Consider the following 20,937-nt stretch of genomic DNA (forward strand, 5'->3'; position numbering starts at 1 on the left):
CGCCTGTCGATGCAAGCGGAATTTTCTTCCGTGATACGGAATTGGCGAACGATGCGAAGTGCTTAACTGCAATCCAGTTGCGCTTCGAACCAGTTTTGAAGCGAAGCCGAAAGCGGCGGCAACGCGCGCTGGAAGTTTCCGAATTTACCGGCATTGACGCGGTAGATGCCGCGCAACTCCTTCTCGATCGCGGGAAGGTCGACACCGGTGCAATGGCCTTCGCTGACGATCGTGCGCCCGTCGACAACCACCTCTCGCAACAGCGACGCGTTGCCTCTCGCGAACAGCAGTTCAATCGGATCGACCGGCATGATCTGGTCGCGATCGAGACGGTCGAGATCGATCGTTACGAAGTCTGCCGGAGCGCCGGGCGTCAACGCGCCCGTACCCGGCGCGCCGGTCGCCTTGCGGCCGTTGGCGACGGCAAGGCCGAAAAACTCCGCTGGCGTCCAGGTTCGCTTGAAGCCGAGACCGCCGTGGAACATCTGCACCAGCCGCATCTCGCGCAGCACGTCGTCATCCTCGTCCAGCGCCAGGCCATCGACGCCGACGGCGATGGCGCAGCCGCATTGATGCGCGGCGGCGATCGGCGCGAGGCCCGAGCGCAAATGCATGTTGGAACTGAAATTGGTGACGATGCGCGCTCCGGACGCGGCGATCATCTCGATTTCATCCTGCCGCGCATGAATGCAATGCGCCAGCGTCAGCCGATCCGACAGGAAGCCGATGTCGCGAAGGTAGCGAACGATACCGTCAGGGAAATGCTCATCCGCCCAGGCGCGTTGATAGATGGTTTCCAGCAGGTGCATGTGGATCCGGCGGCCGGTCAGCGCCGAATTTTCCGCTACCGCCTCCAGCAGCGGCTTTGAACACCACTGCACGCCCGCAGGCCCCAACTGCACGTCGACCTTGGGACTTGCAATTGCCGCGGCGATCGCATCGGTCAGCTCGATATAGACCTTGGGCGACATCGGCGCACGGACGAACAATTCCTCGATCGCCTTGCGATCGTCACTGGGTAACACCGACAGTACCGGCTCACTATCGCCATACACGACTGGATTCTGGTCGCGCACCGCAAGGGCGAACGCGATGCGGATGCCGACATCGGAAGCCGCCCGTGCGATCGCCTTGGCTTCGTCGACCAGCGGCATGGTCCCGCTCGGCCGCGTGTAATGCACCATCATCGAAGCGCACCCTGCCCGCGCCGAGCGCGCCAGCGCGGAGGCCGCGGTGAGATAGGGATCAACGGGTGTGCCGAGCGCGGATCGCAGGATCCAGCTTTCCAGCGGCATCCCGATCGCGCCAAAGGACGACGCGGTCGGCCGCGCATGGTCGTGGGCATTGACGAAGGCCGGAAGGATGAGGGAGCGCGGGCCAGTCGCGGGCGGCATTCCCTCATCAATGGAGGTGATCAAACCACCGTCGTGCCGCAGCACGGCGTTTTCGAGCAGACCGCGGTCAGGACCGGAGAACAGGCTGTGGGCGATAACTTCCATAGGCATTCCAACACTCCGTCGTCATTGCGAGCGTAGCGAAGCAATCCATGCTTCCACGCGGGGAAAGATGGACTGCTTCGTCGCTTCGCTCCCTTGCGCAAACGCTTCGCGTTTGTCGCAGGCAATGACGAGCTTAGTTCGCCGTGTACTTTAGCTCCCTTTCCGCGCGCGGCGGCAGGAATTCGCGCGAGAATATTTCCGACGCTGCCGGCGCCCGGGCAAGCTGATAGCCTTCGACGATGATACCGATGGCGCGGGTCATGCGATCGTCCTTGACGTCGCCGACGCCGATTTCCTTCATCTCGGCCGAGACGATCAGCTTGTCGAAGGAATATTGCAGCCGGCGCTTTTCGACGTCGACATTGATCAGATTGTCGTAATTCAGCGCCGCCTTCATGCCGGCGTTCTGGTCCTTTGCAACCGCGATCATTCCCTTGTTGACGGCGCGGACGAGCCCGGCGACCGCCTTTGGATTGGACGCGATCAGCTTGCGGGAGACCATCAGGCCGTTGGAATAGAGATCGAGGCCGTAATCACCGAACGAGAACCATTTATAGTCCTTGTCAGGATCCTGGCGGTTCAGCACGAGGTTGAAATAGCTGGTGATGTTGAACACCAGCGCCGCGTCGATATCGCCCTTGATCAGCATCGGCTCCTGCAGGTTCGGCGCCATGTTGGAGATCTTGATCTTCTCGCCCTCGAGCTTGTTCTTCTGCGCGAACACCGGCAGCAGCCGCGTGGTCGGCGTGCCCTGCGCGCCGCCGAGCGTGCGGCCTTCGAAATCCTTGATGGTGTTGATGCCGCTGGTCTTCTTCGTAACGATTGCAAAGGGCGGCTGGTTCCAGATCTGGTAGACCATCACAGGCGCGTCCTGCGGCTTGGTCGAGGCATTCTGGATGATGGCGTTGACGTCGCCAAAGCCGGCGTCATAAGCGCCCGACATGATGCGCGTCACCGTCGCACCCGAGCCTTCGCCCTGGTCGATCACGACGTTGAGGCCCTCTTCCTTGAAGTAGCCATTGTCCTTGGCATAGAAAAACGCAGCGTCGCTGCCTTGGGTTTTCCAGCCCAGCGTGAACTTGATGGTGGTTTCCTGCGCGTTCGCGGCGCCTGCGAACAAAGCTACTCCCAACAGCGCGGCGCCTATTTTCGTTAACATCGTGAACCTCCTCGAGTGGGTTGGATGGCGGTTGGTGAAATCGTCATGTCGCGATCAGGTCGTTCTTGCGGGTGGCCCAGCCGGTGACGCGGCCCTCGATCAGCGAAAAGATCACGTAGAGCGCGACGCCGAGGCCGGCGAGCACGAACAGGCCGGCGAATACCAACGGCACGTTGAAATTCGAGGACGCAGTCATCATCACGTTGCCGATGCCGCGGTTCGACGCCACGGTCTCGGAGAGAACCGCGCCGACAAAGGCGTAGCTGATCGCAACCTTCAATGACGCAAAGAAGAACGGCATGGTGCGGGGCAGACCGACGTTCCAGAGGATATCGAGCTTGCTGGCGCCAAGCGCTTTCAGCACGTCTTCGAGTTCGGGTTCGGTGGTCGCGAGCCCCGTCGCGATATTGACGACGATCGGAAAGAAGCAGATCGACAGCGCGGTCAGCACCGCCGGCACCGACCCTGAGCCAAACCACAGCACGAAGATCGGAACGACAGCGACTTTGGGGATCGACGAGAATCCGACCAGCAGCGGATAGGCCGTGTCGTATGCCGTCTTGGAAACGCCGATGACGGCGCCGAGCACCACCCCAAGCCCGACGCCGAGCACGAAGCCGATCATCGTCGTCGCCAGCGTCTGCAGGATATGCGGCCACAGCAGCGGGAATTTCTGGTAGAGCGTAACAAAAACCTCCGACGGCCGCGGCAGCACTAGGTCGGACATACCTGTCATCACGCAGAACAATTCCCAGGCGACAAAGAACAGCACGATGAGTGCCGCCGACCAGGCCTTTTGTCTGATATCGCTTGCGGACATGGTCAGGTCGCCCCCTCGGCTGGCGCGCTGCGCGCATCGACGATGAAAGTGCGCAGCTTCTGGTTCAGCGCCACGAAATCTGGCTCAAACGTCATCGCCACCGTGCGCGGGCGGCTGAATGTGACCGGGCTGTCGTCGACGATGCGGCCGGGCCGCGCGCTCATCACGCAGATGCGGCTGGCGAGGAATGCAGCCTCGCGCAGATCGTGCGTCACCAGCAGCACGGTCGCCTTGTGGGTCATCCAGAGCTCTTGCAGGATCGACCACAGTTCCTCGCGCGTGAACTGGTCGAGCGCGCCGAAGGGCTCGTCGAGCAGCAGCATCCGCGGTTCGTGGATCAGCGCGCGGCACAGATTGGCGCGCTGAAGCATGCCGCCGGAGAGCTGCCAGGGAAAACGGCTGCCAAAGCCCTTGAGGCCGACCTGCTCCAGCAGCGCATTGGCCTTGTCGCGGAATTCGGTCTTGCGAAGCTTGCGGAATTGCGAGCGAAACGGCTCGACAATCTTGAGCGGCAGCATGATGTTCCGCTCGATCGTCATCCAGGGCAGCATGGTCGGATTCTGGAACGCCATGCCGACGCGCAGCGCCCGCGCCGCGACTTCCCGGCCACCGACGATGACGACGCCGGTGGTCGGCTGAACCAGCCCGCTGGCCAGCCGCAGGATGGTGGACTTGCCGCAGCCGGATGGCCCCACCAGCGCGACGAACTCGCCGTCGGCAATCCGAAGCGTGGTTTTCGACAGCGCCGGCACGGCGCGGTCGCCACGGCCGAAGGTGACGGAGGCGTCCGACAGCTCAATCGCGATGGGTGCAGCGGGGGCCGAAACCGGCGCGCCGGAGAATTCCGAATCTGGTTGCATGCGCATCATGGCTGGAAGTGCATGCAAGCCGGATGCCAGCAAAACTCGCGTTTGGAATCAATGGGATCGCAAAAAGACGCCCAAACCAGCGGATTCCTTTTAGGCAATTCGGCCGCCAAACTGCATGCAATTCGGGCGCTCAATTGTCTCCCATTTGTGATATGAGGGCGCATTCGAAGCACTCCTTCAGGGATTCGCTCATGGCGCCTCGCTCGGCCGGCAAGAATGCGGAATCATCCGACAAGGTCGGGGTGATCTGCCGCGCGCTTCGCCGCGCCATCATCGAGCAGGCGCTGGAGCCCGGCGCAAAACTGCCTGAGGATTCGCTCGGCGAACGCTTCGGCGTCAGCCGCACCATTGCCCGCCACGCGCTGGGGCAACTCGCCGCGGAAGGCCTCGTCGAACTTCGCCGCAACCGGATCGCTGTCGTGGCGACACCGAGCTGGCAAGAAGCCCGCGACGCCTTTGATATCCGGATCGAGCTCGAACGGCTGGTGGTGCGCCAGCTCGCCGGCAAACTGACAAAGGCCCAGATCGCGACGCTGAACGCCCACGTCGACGCCGAGGATGGCGCCCGCGACGGCACCGATGCGGTATCCATTCGTCTTGCGACCGAATTCCACATCCTGCTCGCGCAGATGACGAACAGCCCGATCCTCGTGCGTTACGTCAGCGAGGTCGCCTATCGCTGCTGCCTCACTCTATCTCTGTACAGCCGGCCGCATTCGTCGGAATGCGCGATCAATGAGCACCGCGCGATTATCGCAGCCCTGGTCAAGGGTGACGAGGCCAAGGTGATGAGCCTGATGCACAGCCATCTGGATTCCGTGGCGAACCGGGCCCTGGTGGCGCCGGCTCCTCAGCGCGGCCGCGATTTGCTGGATATTCTGGCGCCGTACGCCGATGAGGGCGAGAGCGAGCGCGTCGTGAAAATGCCGAAGGTGGTGAGGGCGAGGTAATCGGTTTTTCCGTCATGGCCGGGCATAGCCGTCTAAAGGACGGCGTCGCTTACGCTCGCCTATGCCCGGCCATCCACGACTTTCTTGTTGAGCTGAAGCGAAGACGTGGATGCCCGGGTCAAGCCCGGGCATGACGAGTACTGGGATGCCCTACGCCTCAATCCCTCTCTGAACCAGAATGCGTTCCGCGCTGTCGTTCCAGACATCCATCTTCACGATCTGGCCGCCCCTCACGACAAAGCGATCGACATAGCGGTTGCCCTCGAATGGCGTGCCGTCGATCCATTCGCCGTACAGCGTGCCGATACTGTAGACCACGGTCTCGTCCGCACCCGGGCAGACGTCGAAACGGTCCATCTTCTTCTTGACCCAGCGGTAGCGCGCTGCGTTGAAGCCGGTCGGCCCGCGCGGATGATCGAATTCGCGCCCGCCGGTAAAGGTGATGATGGTGCCCGACTTCATGTAGGCCGCCGCCGCATCCGGATCCGGGATCATCGATGCCGTGAGATAGGCTTCGACCACTTCGGCATCCGAGAGGGGGCGCTTTTCAGCTTTGGCGGAAATGGACATGGCGGCTGCTCCTGATCCCAGAATACTACAATCGGGGCTTCCAATTGCATGCACATATTTTGAACAGTTTGGCCTATAAACTGCACACAATTTGGGGCTGCCTCTAAAGCACTCTTCCGCTAGGCTCCCCTCACCTCAAACCAGCCAAGAAACAGCTAAAGTCCTGATGAGCGCGCGAACCGCCTTCGACCTGATCTTCCGCAACGCCCGGACCCGGGCTTCGGCCACCCCCGTCGATATCGGCGTATCGGAGGGGCGGATCGCCGCCATCGAGGCACATCTGGCCTGCGACGCACCCGAAATCGAGATCGGCGGCAAGCTCGCCCTCCCCGGCTTCGTCGACACCCACATCCATCTCGACAAGGCCTGCCTGCTCGGCCGCTGCGGGCACGACCATGCCACCGTGGGCGAGGCGATCGCTGCGGTTGCCGCCATGAAGCGCGATTTCACCGTCGAGGACGTCTATGCCCGCGGCGCGCGGGTGCTCGAACGCGCCATCGTGCACGGCACCACACGGATGCGCACGCATGTCGAGATCGATCCACGCATCGCGCTGCGCGGCTTCGAGGCGGTCAAGGCACTGAAGCGCGACTATGCCTGGGCGATCGATCTGTCGATCTGCGTGTTCCCGCAGGAAGGCCTGACCAACGATCCCGGCGCGGAAGAACTCCTGATCGCGGCACTGCGCGACGGCGGCGAAGCGATCGGCGGCTGTCCCTATATGGATACCGACCCGAACGCGCATCTCGAAAGAGTGTTCGACCTCGCGCAGCAATTCGACGTCGACGTCGACCTGCATCTCGACTTCGATCTCGATCCATCCTGGTGGCATCTGGAGGAAGTCTGCCGGCAAACCGAGCGGCGCAACTATCATGGCCGTGTCGCAATCGGGCACGCCACCAAACTCTCGGCGTTGCCGCCCGACCGGCTGAAGGCTGCGACCGAACGGCTGGCGAAGGCCGGTGTCGCGGTCACCGTGCTGCCGGCAACCGATCTCTATCTGATGGGCCGCGACGCCACCCACAATGCGCCGCGCGGCCTCACCGTGGCGCACCGGCTGGTCGAGAACGGCGTGCTGTGTTCGGTCGCGACCAACAACGTGCTCAATCCGTTCACGCCGTTCGGCGATGCGTCGCTGCTGCGCATGGCCAATTTCTACGCCAATGTCGCCCACGCCGGAATCAGCGAGTTCGACGCCTGCCTCGATCTGGTGACGGACTTGCCGGCGCGCCTGATGAACCTGCGGGATTACGGCATCGCGCCAGGCAACCCTGCCGATCTTGTCATCCTCGACACCGACACCGGCCCGAACGCGATCGCAGAACTGCCCGACGTGCTGGTGGGCTTCAAGAACGGGCGTCAGGTATTCGAGCGACGCCAACCGACGCTGTTTAGGCCAGCTTAGATTTTCCGTCATGGCCGGGCCGTACACTCCGGGCATGACGAGCAAGGCGCGATTGACGCTCCTGCCAATCCGTTGTTGTTATCGGTCAACGAAAACAACAGCCGGGCAGGAAATCATGACCAAATCATCCAAGATCAGAAGCGTTGAAACGCTCTCCTGCGACGCCGGCTGGCGCAACTATCACTTCGTCAAGATCATGACCGAAGACGGCATCGTCGGCTGGAGCGAGTATGACGAGGGTTTTGGCGCGCCCGGCGTCACGGCGGCGATCGAGCGGCTGTCGGCGCGGGTGGTCAGCAAGAACGCCTTTCAGCACGAGCGGATTTACGCGGAACTGTTTGCCGCAACGCGCCCCGCTGCCGGCGGCGTGGTGGCGCTGGCGCTCGGCGCCATCGAGAACGCGCTGCTCGACGTCAAGGCGAAGGCACTCGGCGTGCCCTGCTATGAACTGCTGGGAGGAAAAATCCGCGACCGCGTCCGGGTCTACTGGTCGCATTGCGCGACCTGGCGCATCAATCATCCTGATTGGTTCAAGCCCGCGATTACTGATCTCGACGGCGTCAAGTCGATAGGCCGCGAAGTCCGCGAAAAGCGCTTCACTGCGCTAAAGACCAACATCTTCGTCTACACCGACGGCAAGCCGCAGGGCTGGCGGCCCGGCTTCGGCTCGCCATTCGAGCCGGAGATCAACGTCGATCGCACGGTGATCCGCAATCTCTGCATGCACCTCGAAGCTATCAGGGACGGCGCCGGGCCCGATGTCGATCTGCTGCTCGACCTCAACTTCAACGCCAAGACCGAGGGCTATCTGAAGATCCTGCGCGCGATCAAGGATATGGACATGTTCTGGGTCGAGATCGACACCTTCAATCCGCAGGCGCTGGGCTATATCCGCCGCCAGAGCCCGCATCCGATCTCATCCTGCGAGACGCTGCTGGGCCTGCGCGAATTCCTGCCCTACTTCAACGAACAGGCAATGGATGTCGCGATCATCGACACGCCGTGGAACGGGGTGTGGCAATCGATGAAGATCGCCGCCACCGCCGAGCATTTCGAGGTCAACGTCGCGCCGCATAATTTCTACGGCCATCTCTGCACCATGATGAACGCGCATTTCTGCGCCGCGGTGCCGAATTTGCGGATCATGGAAACCGACATCGACCGGCTGGCGTGGGACCACGAACTGTTCACCCATCTGCCCGAGATCGTCGACGGCCACCTCGTCATTTCCGATCGGCCGGGCTGGGGCACCGAACCCAACGAGGAAGGCCTGCGCGCCCATCCGGCAAAGAGCAAGGGCGGGTTGTTGAATTACGGGCAGAAGAAGTAGGTCGCAGACTCAATATGTGTCGTCCCGGCCTTGAGCCGGGACCCATACTCCGCGGCCCTCATTGTTGAAACAAGACAACTGACGCCTCCCGTAACAATTGACTTCACGGCGTATGGGTCCCGGCGTTCGCCGGGACGACGACCGAGAGACCGCCAACCTCAATTATCGCCCGGCCTGCTCGCAAACGCGCTTTCGATGACGTCGCCGATCGGCTGCCAGGCGTTGCCGTCGAATTGCACCAGCCGCATCTGCTTGATGGGATGAAAATCCGCAGGTCCCGTGTTGATGGCAATGCCCGGCAGAATGATCGGGCTCTGATAGTTCTTCAGCGACGCGGCCTGCCGCATGATGTTCTCGCGTGACAGGTCGTCGCCGCACTGCGTCAATACCTGGACCAGGGTTTCGGCCGCGGCATAGCCGAAGATGGCGTAACTATCCTCCCTGTCACCATCGGGATAATACTTGTCCATGAATGACAGCCACGCCTTGATCGAAGGGTCTTCCTTCCAGGTGGTGTCGCCGGCGTCCTTGAGGAACGAGGTCGAGATCACGCCGGCGGCGTTCGCAAGCCCGGCAGGTCTCAGCGCATTCGCGATCGAAGCCGCCGCATTGACCAGCACCACCACCGGATACCAACCCAGTTCGGCCGCTCTTCGGATGGCCCGCGCCGAGATTGGCGGTGCGCAATTCAGCACGAGCACTTCGGCCCCGGAATTCTTGAGGATGTCGACCTGCGCATCGATCGACATATCGGCCTCGATGGCGATATCAGCCACGATCATGCGGGCAGTGACGCCGAGCCCTTCCTGCAATCCCCTGAACAGATCGCGTCCGAACTGATCGTTCTGCCAGAGCACCGCGATCTTGCGGCTCGGATAGGAAGCCTGGATATAGTTGGCGTAGATCCGTCCCTCGGCGCGAAACGTCGGCTGCCAGCCCATGGACCACGGAAATCGTTTGGGATGCGCCCACTCCTCGTCACCGGACGCGACAAAGAGTTGCGGCACTTTCTTCTCGTTGAGGTAGGTCCGCGTCGCCAGATTGCTCGGCGTGCCGAACGAGCCAAACATCAGCAGCACGTTCTCCTGCTCCACCAGTTGACTTGTGTGCTCCGCTGCCATCTTCGGATTGGAACTGTCGTCACGGGAGATGAATTTGATCTTGCGACCGTTGATGCCGCCGCGATCATTGATCATGTCGAAATAGGCGGCTTCAGCCCTGCCGATCGCCGCGAACGCGGCCAAGGGTCCGGTATACGGCATGACGTTGCCGATGCGGATTTCGGTATCGGTGACGCCGCCGCCATGGGCCTGTCGCGCCGATATCGGCATGCCGGCGAACAGCGCGGCGGCTAACAGGGCCAGGATAGTTCCAGCTTCTTTTATTGTTTTCATGAACATGGCTTCACGCTAACTCAAGCTTGTGACGCCTAACCCAGCACTTGGGATAATACTGCCCAATCCGGCGCTGTTGAAATCAATTTTTGTGTTCAGCGCAGGGTTATGTCCAGCCACCCGAGCGCATTGACGCTGACGCGGTCGCCGCTATCGACCAGCACCGTGGTGGTTTCCGCCTCAATGATGGCAGGACCGGTCAGGGAATGCCCGGGCTGCAGCGCATCGAGCGCATAGACCGGCACCTCGCGCCAGCCGCCAAAGAACGCCTGACGTTTGCCGCGTGGCGCGCAAACGCCCGCCGACGCCGCCGGGCGCGTGTTCTGATCGTTTGGCGCGACGGCGCCGACCGCCGCGACCCGCGCGTTGACGAACACGACCTCCTGCCCGGGCGAGGCATAGGTATAGAGTTCCTCGTGCTTGCGATGAAAGCGCTGCTCGATCCGATCGACGAGGTCGGCCGCATTCCAGTCAAGACCATCCAGCGAAACGTCGATCTCGAAAATCTGTTCGCCGTAACGCATTTCGGCGGAGCGTTCGATCGACAGCGGCCCGTTGAACCATGAGCGCAGCCGACCGGTAGCCGCCTGCTCCAGTTCGCCGAACAGCTCACGCACTTCGCCGGCGGAAATGCGCGCCGCCCTGCCATAATGCGTGCGGCTCATCTCATAGCGCAGATCGCTGGTCAGCATGCCCCATGCCGACAGCACGGAGGCCACCGTCGGCACGATGATGCGTTTGATCTCCAGTTCGCGCGCAACCTCGGCCGCATGCAAGCCCGCCGCGCCGCCGAAACTCAACAGCGCGAATTTCCGGGGATCGACGCCGCGGCGCAACGTCATCAGGCGGATGCCGTCCGCCATGTTCAAATTGATCATGCGGTAAATGCCCGCGGCGGCCTCGACGCGCGAGAGCTCCATGGATGCGGCGACACGATCGACCGCGGCTTCCGACGCCGCGCGATCGAGCGGGCGCTGCCCGCCCATGAAGGCGGCGGCATCGAGATAACCGAGCACGACATTGGCATCGGTGACGGTCGCGGCCTGCCCGCCATTGCCGTAACAGGCCGGACCCGGAATCGAGCCGGCACTTTCCGGACCGACCCGCAGCGTGCGGCTGCCATCGACGCTGGCGATCGAGCCGCCGCCGGCAGCGATGCTCGCAATATCAAGGCTGCGCAAGGCAATGCGCTGGCCCGCCAGCAGGCCATCGGCGGAGAGCGAGGCCTGTCCGTCCGAAATGAGAGAGATGTCCGTGCTGGTTCCGCCCATGTCGAACGGCACCAGATCGGGAATGCCGAGCAGCTCGGCGCAGCGCCGACCGCCCGACATGCCGCCCGCCGGCCCTGACAGCACCGTGCCCGCGGCGAGGCGCGAGGCTTCCTCGACCGGCGCCATGCCGCCATGCGACAGGATGACGAACAGGCTGCCCTTGAGGCCGGCCTCTTTCAGGCGCCGCTCGAGATTGGTGAGATAGCGCCGCACGATCGGTTCGACATAGGCGTTCACGATCGTGGTCGAGACGCGCTCGTACTCCTTGATCTGCGGCAGCACGTCGCTGGAACGCGACACGCTGACGTCAGGCAGTTCTTTTGCCAGGCGCTCGACCGCGGCAAGTTCGTGGACGGGGTTGAGATAGGAATGCAGAAAGCACACCGCGACCGAGGTCGCGCCCAGTTTCCTGATGCCGGCGATGGCCTCGTCAAGCGAGCGCTCATCAAGCGCAGTCAAAACCTCGCCATTCGCCTTCAGCCGCTCGCGAACGCCAAAACGTCGTTCGCGCGGTACCAAGGGCTCCGGCGGCGGCGAACGCAGATCGTAGCGGTCGGGCTTGAGGCCTTCGCGCATTTCGATGACGTCGCGATGGCCCTCGGTGGTCAAGAGCGCGACCTTGGCGCCCTTGCGCTCCAGCAACGCGTTGGTCGCAACCGTGGTCCCGTGCACCAGCCGATCTGTGGCGGCGAGCATTTCCGCACGCGTCGTGTTCAATCGCCGCGCCAGTTCTTCGAGGCCGGTCATGACGCCGATCGATTGGTCGGCGGGTGTGGATGGCGATTTTGCGAATATGGTTCGCCCGGACGAATCCGTGGCCACTAGGTCGGTATAGGTTCCGCCGACGTCAACTCCGATTGTGTACATCGTCAGCCACGTCGCTCCGCGGAAACACTGGTCAATCCCTGCTCGGCGTCGCGTCGCCGCGCCTCCGCTGATCGCTTGGACGGTGGCCCCCAGCCACCGCCGCCGGACGAGCGTATCTCGAGACAATCGCCGGGATGGAGTTCGATGCCGACTTCCTTGGTGCGCAACACGCGCGGCTCACGTCCCTCGGACAGCAGGCGATAATGATGCGGCTCGCCATCCTCGCCGCCGAGCATGCCGCAGGGACCATGGCGCGCGCCGTCGCCCGCGGTGTTGCCGCGCGACGGCTTTTCGGTCTCCAGCACCAGATCGAGGGCAACGCCGAGACCGCCGCGGAACTGTCCGTCGCCACCGGAGCCCGGGCGGAATTCATGCTGACGGAAGTGCAATGGAAAGCGCGCCTCGGCGACCTCGATACTTCCGAACTTCAATCCACCGACGCTGTGCCATTCCCCGATCGACGAGTAACCGTCGCCGCCGGACGAAGCACCGCCGCCCGGTCGAGCCTGAAACAAATGCCAGATGAACTGCTTTCCGGTACGCGGATCCTCGCCCTGAATCGCGATCCGGAATCTGCGGCTCCATCCAGCCATCGCGCGTTCCGGACAGGAGGCGGACATGGCCTTCACAATCGCTTCGACGATCTCGTTGGAAGGATGGCTCGTGCACAACGTCACCGGCCGGCCCGGATCGGCCCAGACGATCGTCCCCTGCTTGGCGATCACCTTCAGCGGGCGCAGCGCGCCGGTATTCTTGGGGATGTCAGCGTCGATCAGATAAGCAAAGGCCATCGCGACCGCGGCCTGCATGTTGGCATGCGAGGAATTGACAAAACTGGTCGACTGCGGATCGGACTGCGTCAGATCGACCTCGACATCGCTGCCCTTCTTGGTGACCTTGGCCGCGATGCGGATATCCGTGCGTCCATGGCCGTCATCGTCGAGAAACGCCTCGCCGTGGAAGACGCCGTCCTTCCAGGTCGAGACCACGGCGCGGGTCTGCGCTTCGGTTGCATCCAGGATCGCTTCGATCGCCGCTTCGACGACCGGCGCACCGAATTCGCTGAACAGCTTTGCGACGCGACGTTCGCCGAGATGCGCCGCGCCCAGCATCGCGGCAAGGTCGCCGCGAAACTCGCGCGGGTTTCGCACATTCAGCGCCAGCATCTCGAGCAGGTCTTCGCGCGGCCGCCCCGCCTCGGAAAGTCTGATCGGCGGAATGCGCAGGCCCTCCTGCCAGATTTCCGTTGCCCCGGGATTATAGGCGCCATGGGTGGCGCCGCCGATATCGCTTTGGTGGGCGCGCACGATGGTCCACAGCAACCGCTTGTCGCCGTCGAACACCGGCACGAAGACGGTGAGATCAGGCAGATGGCTGCCGCCATAATAGGGATCGTTGAGCAGGAAGACGTCGCCCGGCTTGACGTCCTTGAAGCGCTCCTCCACCGCGATCGTCGCCCATGGCAACGCGCCGACATGCACCGGCAGATGATCGGCCTGGGCGATCAGGCGGGCGCGCGTATCGCAAATCCCTAACGAAAAGTCGCGGCTGGAATTGAGGATCTGCGAATAGGAGGTGCGAAGCATGGCTTCGCCCATCTCTTTTACGATCGAACTGAGCCGATGCTGGACGACGGACCGTGTGATGGGATCGATCTTGGCGGACATTCTTGCCTTGTTGTTCTTGAACCTAGAGCGAGGCCGACACTTCCGATATCGCGCCCGATACGGCATCGATGATCGCATGTATATCGGCATCCGTCATCGGGGTCGACAATGCCATCAATCCATTGCCCGCCGCCAGCACGCCACGATTGAGCAGCGCCTGGTTGAAAACCACCTGACGCCCGGCTTCCGCTTCGGTCGGATAGGCCGAGCGATAGTCGCGCACCGGACGATCGACGAGATGTATCTTCAGCAACGACCCGAGCCCGACGGTGCGGCCGGGAACATTGTGGCGGCGGAACGCCGCGTCGATCCCTGATCGAACCGCCTCCCCCATTGCATCGAGCCGCGCGAACGCCGCCTCGTCCAGCAGTTCCATCGCCGCGATACCGGCGCGCATCGTCACCGGATTGGCGGAGAATGTGCCGCCATGCGGCAGCGCAGGCTTGCCCGGCCGGGGGTCGAACACGGCCATGAATTCCTTGTGGCCGCACACCGCGCCAACCGGAAACCCGCCGCCGATGATTTTTGCGAGCGTGGTCAGATCGGGGTCGATATTGAACAGACCCTGCGCGCCGCGATAGCCGAGACGGAACGTAATCACTTCATCGAAAACGAGCAGCGCGCCGACCTCGCGCGTCACCTTGCGCAAGGCCTCCAGATAGGCCTGATCGGCCGGCGCCAGCCCGGCGCGATTGGGCATGGGATCGACAAGGACGCAGGCGAGTTCAGGGCCATGCTCGCGGATCAGGCTGACCGCGGCCTCGGTGTCGTTGAACGGAATGGTCAAGACATCGGCCAGCACATTGTCGGGCGTGCCTTTGGCGTAGGCGACGGACACCGGCGCGTTGCGGCCCCAGGCTTCCGGCGTCGGATCGAGGCTGACCTCGGCATAATCGTAGGACCCATGATACGCGCCCTCGCATTTTGCAATTTTGGGGCGGCCGGTATGGGCGCGGGCGGCCTTCAGCGCCATCATGACAGCTTCAGTGCCTGAATTGCAGAACCGCACCTGGTCGACCGACGGCAATCGCGCGGCGAGCAGTTCGGCAAGGTCGACCTCGGATTCGGTCGGCATCCCGAACGCCGATCCCAGCGCAAGTTGCGCGGTCGCGGCCTTGATCAACACAGGATGTGCATGGCCGTGAATCTGCGAGGTGAAATTGTTGATGCAATCGATAAACTCGTTGCCATCGAGGTCCCACACCCGACATCCCTCGCCGCGCGCGGCGTAGATCGGATACGGTTTCATGAAGACGGTGGTGCGCGTATTGCCACCGGGCAGGCTCGCCAGTGCGCGGTTGTACATTTTTTGCGACGAGGAATTTGAATCCGGATACATGCGATATTCCACCAGCGCTAGAACTTCAGCCTGATCTTGTAGCCGCTTATGACGGAAACCGGAAACGGTCCGCTAGGTATACAGCAAAAACAGCGTTGTCCCGATGATCAGCGCCGCGGCCATGAACAGCAGCACGGCAGGCAGTCCAAGGAACGCTGCGACCACGCCGGTTGCCGATTGCATCAGCGCCGCTCCCAGGAAGAACGCCAGATTGACCGCTGACAGCGCCTTGCCGGTATTCTGCTGGTCCACGAGTTGCCGCGTCATGCCGAACACCAGCGGCTGGGCCGACATGGCAAAACCGATCAACACCAGCAGGACAATGTCATACTGAGCCGGCATCGCCGCAACGCCGAACAGGACCGAGATCGGAAAATGAGATGCGCCCGCCGCCATCAAGGCGAGCAGCAGCGCCGCCAGGAAATGCGAGGCCGCCAGCACCTCGCGGCGATGGCCAAATCTTCGGTCGAAAATACCGATCAGAGCCGGCCCGATGATCAGCGCCATCGTGAACAGTCCAAGTGCGTTGCCGGCGCCGATCCGGCTGAGCCCCTTGATCTCCATCAGCCACGGCCCGCCCCACAATCCCCGCAACACCAGCACGGCCGCCAGCGAGACCAGCGCAATGGCAATCAGGCCGCGCAGCCGATACGACAGGCCGATGCGCAAGACACTGGCCATCTGCGAGAGCGGCGACGAGCGATCGGCATGCTCAGCCCGCTGGTTCGGCACCAGGGCATAAACGGCCAGTGCGACCACCAGGCCGAAGGCGGCGGAAATCCAGAACCCTGCCCGCCATCCCCAGAGTTCGACGACAACAGCGAGCGGGCTCGACGACAGCAGCATGCCGATATTGCCGATCGACAGGATCAGTCCGGACCACAGGCCGAACCGCCCCGGGGACAATTGCTTTGCGGCCAGCGTCATCGGACACATCAGCATGCCCGAGTTCGCAACCCCGAGCAGGAATTGTCCGAACAGAAAACTCTCCGGCCCGGTTGCCAGGCCCGATGCCAACGCGCCAACGATGGTACCAATCAAGAGACTGAGGGAAACCGGCCGCACGCCGAAACGATCCATCGCGGCGCCGACCGGTATCTGCGATGCCGCGAACGAAAAATGATAGATCGAGGTCAGGCTCGCCAGCACCTGCGGCGACGTTTTGAAATCGGCGGCCATCACGTCGAGGCTGACGGCCGGGATCGTGCGCAGCAGGGTCGACAGCATGTGACCGCAGGCCAGCGCCAGAAGCGCAAAAATCAGTGCGCGGATGTTGACATCCGCGTCGTCGGCCTTGCCGCCGTCCATGTTCCGTTTCTTCCCGGCCTTGTTGCAGCCGGGCCTAACACCGATACGCCGGGAATGCCAACCTCCATTCCCGGCGGGCAGATCAGTGTTTGTGGAACACCAGCGTCCGCAGTTCGATGCTTTCGCGCGGGGGCGCATCGACAGGCGTGGTTGGATCGATGAAGGCGGTGTGCGGCCCGAATCGCGTGCGGCCGTCGGTGGCGGAATCGTAGCACTTGAGCAGCAGCGCCTCGTCCGCGTTCATCTCCGGAATGTAGTACCAGCGATGGTCGGGGTTGTACTTTACCGAATAGGTTTCGCCCTGCCGGTTCGGATAGATCAGGTCGGAGGCGACGAGATCGCCGGGCGCGACGGTCTGGCCATCCAGCATCGCGAGCGGCGCATCGCGCAGCGGTCCGCGGATCGGCCGCCACAGATTGATCACTTGTACCCGGCCCTTCAGGAGTTCGTCCGCCTCGTCAGGCAGATGTTCGCGAACCCGGTTCGCGCCTGACAGTTCGGTCTGGTCGACATGGACGCGCGTGGCCGGCTGGCGCGGGCCGGCGTCCCGCACATCGGCCGCACCCTCCACGCGCTTGCGAACGGTATGGTCGAATATCACGACGCGATCGGCTTTCAGCGTTGCGCGGAGAAAAGCCTCAGCGGCGGGATAGTAGACGTTCCGCACCTCCTTCTCGTCGTAGAAATTCCGGACGCTGGTCGGGTGCCGGACCAGGGCAAAACCCTCGCGGTCCAGCGAAAGACTGCCGGCGATCAGGCGGGCGTCGAAGATCGAAACTTGATGGGGTTCGGGCAGCGCCGTCGATCTGGGCTCGCCCGGCGGCGGATCGAAGGCGTAGGTGCGCGGCTTTCCGGGGGTGGGCGCGAGGTAGTTGAGCTCGCTGGTGACGAAGGGAAGCGACTCGAGTTTTGCTTGCTGCAGGCCCATGGCATTCTCCTGGACTCTATTGTTGGTTCGATTTGATTTTGGCTCGCCGGGCCTCCCCCGCAAGGCCGCGCTGCAAATAGCAAGATTGCCGTTCCCGCAGGTGCGAAGCGCGAAAGATCCTTGTCGCGCGCACCGGCTCTCCCGGATGGATATTTCTGCGCTTCACGGGTTCGTCAGACCGCAAAACGCAAGCCTCGCCATGCCCGGGGAGAACTACCCTCCCGGCCCGTATGGCGTTACAGCACTGAGCGGTGGCAAAGACGCCGCATCCAGGGAGGAAAAAAATGGACGTCACCATGAAGGGCCGCGTTGCCGCCGTCACCGGCGGCAGCAAGGGTATCGGGCTCGCCGTCGCGCGGCGCTTTGCCGAGTCCGGCGCCAAGGTCGCGATCCTGGCGCGCGGCGCACAGGACTTGAAGGCCGCGCGCGAGGCACTCGCCAAGGAAGGCGTCGAGGTTCGCGACTATGTCTGCGACGTCTCGAAGGCGGCGGATATTGCCAAGGCCCATGACAGGATCGCCGCCGATCTCGGCCCGGTCGACGTCCTCGTCAACAATGCCGGCACCTCGCGCGCGATGGCGTTCGAGACCGTGACCGACGAAATGTGGCAGGACGACCTCGACCTGAAACTGTTCGCCGCGATCCGTTTCAGCCGGTTGGTCTGGCCGGGCATGAAGGCGCGCAAATGGGGCCGCATCATCAACGTGCTGAACATCGGAGCCAAGGCGCCGGCTGCCGCGTCAACCCCGACCTCGGTCTCCCGGGCGGCCGGCATGGCGCTGACCAAGGCCATGGCGAACGAAGGCGGCCCGCACAACGTTCTGGTCAATGCGATGCTGGTCGGGCTGATCGTGAGCGATCAATGGGTCAAGCGGCACGCCCAGAAGGCGCCAGATACCGATTTTGACGCTTTCACCCGCGACCTCGCCAAGGGCGTCCCGCTCGGGCGGATGGGCACGGCGGAGGAATTCGCCAACCTCGCCTGCTTCCTCGCCTCGGAGCAGGGATCATACATCACCGGCACGGCCATCAATGTCGATGGCGGCCGGTCGCCGGTGGTCTAGCGGCACCCCGGCTCTGATAGGTTCAGAACCGGAATCCCGGTTTTATTTTGACGCGTTTTCTTTGCGCGAACCGGTGACCACTTCGCTCGAAAACGCTATGGCCCGAGCAAAAAAGGCCTCCGTCGCCGGAGGCCTTTTCGCTATCACACCGCGTCTTTGGCGGCCTTGACCGGGCGGGCGCGGACGATCTTGCGCGCCGGCTTGGCCTTGAACATCATTTCTTCGCCCGTGAAGGGGTTGGTGCCCTTGCGAGCCTTGGTCGCGGGCTTCTTGACCACGACGAACTTGGCGAAGCCGGGGACGAGGAACACCCCGTTCTTCTTCAGCTCCTTGTGACCGACGTCAACGAGCGCGTCCATCACGCCCTTGACTTCCTTCTTCGAAACTTCGGTGGACGTCGCGATCTTCTCGATCAGCTGCGACTTAGACATTTGGGTAGCCATGGTTGCTCCATTTGATTCTGGAAGAGGCACGATATGGCGGAAATTGCCTAAAAAAACAGGCTTTTCGACATTCTGCACAACTATATCGCTATTTGACTTGCACTGATTCGCGGGAAATAGGCTAGTTTTTAAGGCTTTGGCGGTGCATTAAACCGGTTGAATGCGGCGAAATGCCTTGTCAGACAGCCTTTTTCGACGATCTCCGGCCACTCCCCGCGCCTGATCGCCGTCATGGCGAGCGCTGGTTCTGGTGCCGAATAAAACGGCGGCGATCGCAACGCTGATGCGCACGTCCGGATTTCCGGAAGGATTTTCCGAACCGGGCGGCGATTAGAAAATGACTCCAGTTCCCCTTCCATCGTAGCATCGAGGAGAGCCCGCCGCCGGCTGAACGGCGCACCGCCTGATGTACCTTTCGGAGAGTTTCGCATGGATTTGACCCGCCTCGAGATCAATCGCCGCACCGCGCTGCTGACATCAGCCGCGATTGCCGCCAATGTCATCAATCCGATGCGGGCCTTCGCGCAGGAAACGCCGAAGAAGGGCGGCGTGTTCAACGTTCATTACGGCGCCGAGCAGCGCCAGCTCAATCCGAGCATTCAGGCGTCCACCGGCGTCTACATCATCAGCGGCAAGATTCAGGAAAATCTGGTTGACCTCGACACCAACGGCAAACCCGTCGGCGTACTCGCCGAGAGCTGGGAAGCCTCGCCCGACGGCAAGACCGTCACCTTCAAGCTGCGCAAGGGCGTCACCTGGCACGACGGCAAGCCGTTCACTTCGGCCGACGTCGAATTCACCGCCATGAACATGTGGAAGAAGATCCTCAATTACGGCTCGACGCTGCAGCTGTTCCTCACCGCCGTCGACACGCCCGATCCGCAGACCGCAATCTTCCGCTATGAGCGGCCGATGCCGCTCAATTTGCTGCTGCGCGCGCTGCCCGACCTCGGCTACATCTCGGCCAAGCATCTCTACGAGAGCGGCGACATCCGCCCGAACCCGACCAATCTCGCGCCTGTCGGCACCGGCCCGTTCAAGTTCGTCAAGTACGAGCGCGGGCAATATGTCATCGCCGACCGCAACCCGGACTACTGGCGCCCCAACGCGCCCTATCTCGATCGCATCGTCTGGCGCGTGATCACCGATCGCGCCGCGGCGGCGGCGCAGATGGAAGCCGGCGAACTGCATTACAGCCCGTTCTCGGGCCTCACGATCTCGGACATGGCGCGGCTCGCCAAGGACAAGCGCTTCGTCGTTTCGACCAAGGGCAATGAAGGTAACGCCCGCACCAACACGCTCGAGTTCAACTTCCGCCGTAAGGAACTGTCCGACATCAAGGTCCGCCGCGCGATCGCGCACGCGATCAACGTGCCGTTCTTCATCGACAACTTCCTCGGCGACTTCGCCAAGCTCGGCACCGGCCCGATCCCCTCGACGTCGACGGATTTCTATCCCGGACCGAACACGCCGCAATATCCTTACGACAAGCCCAAGGCCGCGGCACTGCTCGACGAGGCCGGCTTCAAGGCAGGCGCTGGCGGCACGCGGTTTTCGCTAAAACTGCTGCCGGCGCCGTGGGGCGAGGACATCTCGCTGTGGTCAACCTTTATCCAGCAATCCCTGGGCGAGATCGGCATACCCGTCGAGATCGTGCGCAACGATGGCGGCGGCTTCCTCAAGCAGGTCTATGACGAGCACGCCTTCGATCTCGCGACCGGCTGGCATCAGTACCGCAACGACCCTGCGGTCTCGACCACGGTCTGGTATCGCTCCGGCCAGCCCAAGGGCGCGCCCTGGACCAACCAGTGGAACTGGACGGACGCAACCGTCGACAAGACCATCGACGATGCGGCCACGGAAGTCGATCCCGCCAAGCGCAAGGCGCTCTACGCCCAGTTCGTCAAGGAAGTGAATACCGAGCTGCCGGTCTGGATGCCGATCGAGCAGATTTTCGTCACCGTGATCTCGGCCAAGGCGCGCAACCACTCCAACACCCCGCGCTGGGGCTCGTCGAGCTGGCACGATCTTTGGCTTTCCTCCTGACATCTTAT

At 62.7% G+C, this 20,937-nt stretch carries 17 protein-coding genes; 5 read left to right on the plus strand and 12 right to left on the minus strand.

The window, feature by feature from the left end; genetic code table 11:
* Positions 1–62: 62 nt before the first annotated feature.
* The 4 genes from JQ611_RS16390 to JQ611_RS16405 all read right to left on the minus strand — a co-directional run bounded on the left by JQ611_RS16390 (position 63) and on the right by JQ611_RS16405 (position 4,344).
* Complete coding sequence (locus JQ611_RS16390; RefSeq protein WP_212465990.1) at positions 63–1,505, minus strand: amidohydrolase family protein; 1,443 nt, start codon at positions 1,503–1,505, stop codon at positions 63–65.
* Positions 1,506–1,632: 127 nt separating this feature from the next.
* The gene (locus tag JQ611_RS16395; protein ID WP_212265124.1) at positions 1,633–2,658 is read right to left on the minus strand and encodes an ABC transporter substrate-binding protein; all 1,026 of its coding nucleotides are present in this window, start codon (positions 2,656–2,658) and stop codon (positions 1,633–1,635) included.
* Between the two features lie 43 nt (positions 2,659–2,701).
* Positions 2,702–3,478: an ABC transporter permease gene (locus JQ611_RS16400; protein WP_212389060.1), complete on the minus strand. Its 777-nt coding sequence runs from the start codon at positions 3,476–3,478 to the stop codon at positions 2,702–2,704.
* Between the two features lie 2 nt (positions 3,479–3,480).
* Entirely contained in the window at positions 3,481–4,344 is an 864-nt protein-coding gene (locus tag JQ611_RS16405) for an ABC transporter ATP-binding protein (RefSeq protein WP_212389059.1), read from the minus strand.
* Between the two features lie 194 nt (positions 4,345–4,538).
* Here JQ611_RS16405 and JQ611_RS16410 point away from each other — a divergent pair, with 194 nt between their 5' ends.
* On the plus strand, positions 4,539–5,297 hold the full coding sequence (locus JQ611_RS16410) for a GntR family transcriptional regulator (protein ID WP_212389058.1): 759 nt from the start codon (positions 4,539–4,541) through the stop codon (positions 5,295–5,297).
* Positions 5,298–5,447: 150 nt separating this feature from the next.
* Here JQ611_RS16410 and JQ611_RS16415 read toward each other — a convergent pair whose 3' ends face one another.
* Complete coding sequence (locus JQ611_RS16415; protein WP_212465991.1) at positions 5,448–5,867, minus strand: nuclear transport factor 2 family protein; 420 nt, start codon at positions 5,865–5,867, stop codon at positions 5,448–5,450.
* Between the two features lie 166 nt (positions 5,868–6,033).
* Here JQ611_RS16415 and JQ611_RS16420 point away from each other — a divergent pair, with 166 nt between their 5' ends.
* Both JQ611_RS16420 and JQ611_RS16425 read left to right on the plus strand, forming a co-directional pair.
* Positions 6,034–7,272 carry an amidohydrolase family protein gene (locus JQ611_RS16420; RefSeq protein WP_212465992.1) on the plus strand — a complete coding sequence of 413 codons (1,239 nt, stop codon included), beginning with the start codon at positions 6,034–6,036 and terminating at the stop codon, positions 7,270–7,272.
* 115 nt (positions 7,273–7,387) lie between these two features.
* The gene (locus JQ611_RS16425) at positions 7,388–8,602 is read left to right on the plus strand and encodes a mandelate racemase/muconate lactonizing enzyme family protein (RefSeq protein ID WP_212465993.1); all 1,215 of its coding nucleotides are present in this window, start codon (positions 7,388–7,390) and stop codon (positions 8,600–8,602) included.
* A gap of 158 nt (positions 8,603–8,760) precedes the next feature.
* On the opposite strand, the gene JQ611_RS16430 is transcribed toward JQ611_RS16425, so the two are convergent.
* The 6 genes from JQ611_RS16430 to JQ611_RS16455 all read right to left on the minus strand — a co-directional run bounded on the left by JQ611_RS16430 (position 8,761) and on the right by JQ611_RS16455 (position 17,376).
* Positions 8,761–9,996: an ABC transporter substrate-binding protein gene (locus JQ611_RS16430; RefSeq protein WP_212465994.1), complete on the minus strand. Its 1,236-nt coding sequence runs from the start codon at positions 9,994–9,996 to the stop codon at positions 8,761–8,763.
* A gap of 95 nt (positions 9,997–10,091) precedes the next feature.
* Positions 10,092–12,134, minus strand: a complete 2,043-nt coding sequence (locus JQ611_RS16435) for a hydantoinase/oxoprolinase family protein (protein WP_212389054.1) — start codon at positions 12,132–12,134, stop codon at positions 10,092–10,094.
* A gap of 2 nt (positions 12,135–12,136) precedes the next feature.
* Positions 12,137–13,801: a hydantoinase B/oxoprolinase family protein gene (locus tag JQ611_RS16440; RefSeq protein WP_212465995.1), complete on the minus strand. Its 1,665-nt coding sequence runs from the start codon at positions 13,799–13,801 to the stop codon at positions 12,137–12,139.
* Between the two features lie 22 nt (positions 13,802–13,823).
* Positions 13,824–15,140, minus strand: coding sequence for an aspartate aminotransferase family protein (locus JQ611_RS16445; protein ID WP_212465996.1), 1,317 nt, complete (start codon positions 15,138–15,140; stop codon positions 13,824–13,826).
* 72 nt (positions 15,141–15,212) lie between these two features.
* A complete protein-coding gene (locus JQ611_RS16450) occupies positions 15,213–16,448 on the minus strand; it encodes an MFS transporter (protein WP_212465997.1) in 1,236 nt (411 codons plus the stop codon).
* Positions 16,449–16,530: 82 nt separating this feature from the next.
* The gene (locus JQ611_RS16455) at positions 16,531–17,376 is read right to left on the minus strand and encodes a CmcJ/NvfI family oxidoreductase (protein WP_212465998.1); all 846 of its coding nucleotides are present in this window, start codon (positions 17,374–17,376) and stop codon (positions 16,531–16,533) included.
* 284 nt (positions 17,377–17,660) lie between these two features.
* Here JQ611_RS16455 and JQ611_RS16460 point away from each other — a divergent pair, with 284 nt between their 5' ends.
* Positions 17,661–18,440, plus strand: coding sequence for an SDR family oxidoreductase (locus JQ611_RS16460; RefSeq protein WP_212265137.1), 780 nt, complete (start codon positions 17,661–17,663; stop codon positions 18,438–18,440).
* 143 nt (positions 18,441–18,583) lie between these two features.
* Here the strand turns inward: JQ611_RS16460 and JQ611_RS16465 are convergent, their stop codons facing one another.
* Complete coding sequence (locus tag JQ611_RS16465; protein WP_192734913.1) at positions 18,584–18,883, minus strand: HU family DNA-binding protein; 300 nt, start codon at positions 18,881–18,883, stop codon at positions 18,584–18,586.
* A gap of 429 nt (positions 18,884–19,312) precedes the next feature.
* Here JQ611_RS16465 and JQ611_RS16470 point away from each other — a divergent pair, with 429 nt between their 5' ends.
* Positions 19,313–20,929: an ABC transporter substrate-binding protein gene (locus JQ611_RS16470; RefSeq protein WP_212265138.1), complete on the plus strand. Its 1,617-nt coding sequence runs from the start codon at positions 19,313–19,315 to the stop codon at positions 20,927–20,929.
* Positions 20,930–20,937 lie beyond the last annotated feature (8 nt).

Origin of the sequence: Bradyrhizobium sp. AUGA SZCCT0182, assembly GCF_018130185.1 — a bacterium.
Taxonomy (GTDB): domain Bacteria; phylum Pseudomonadota; class Alphaproteobacteria; order Rhizobiales; family Xanthobacteraceae; genus Bradyrhizobium.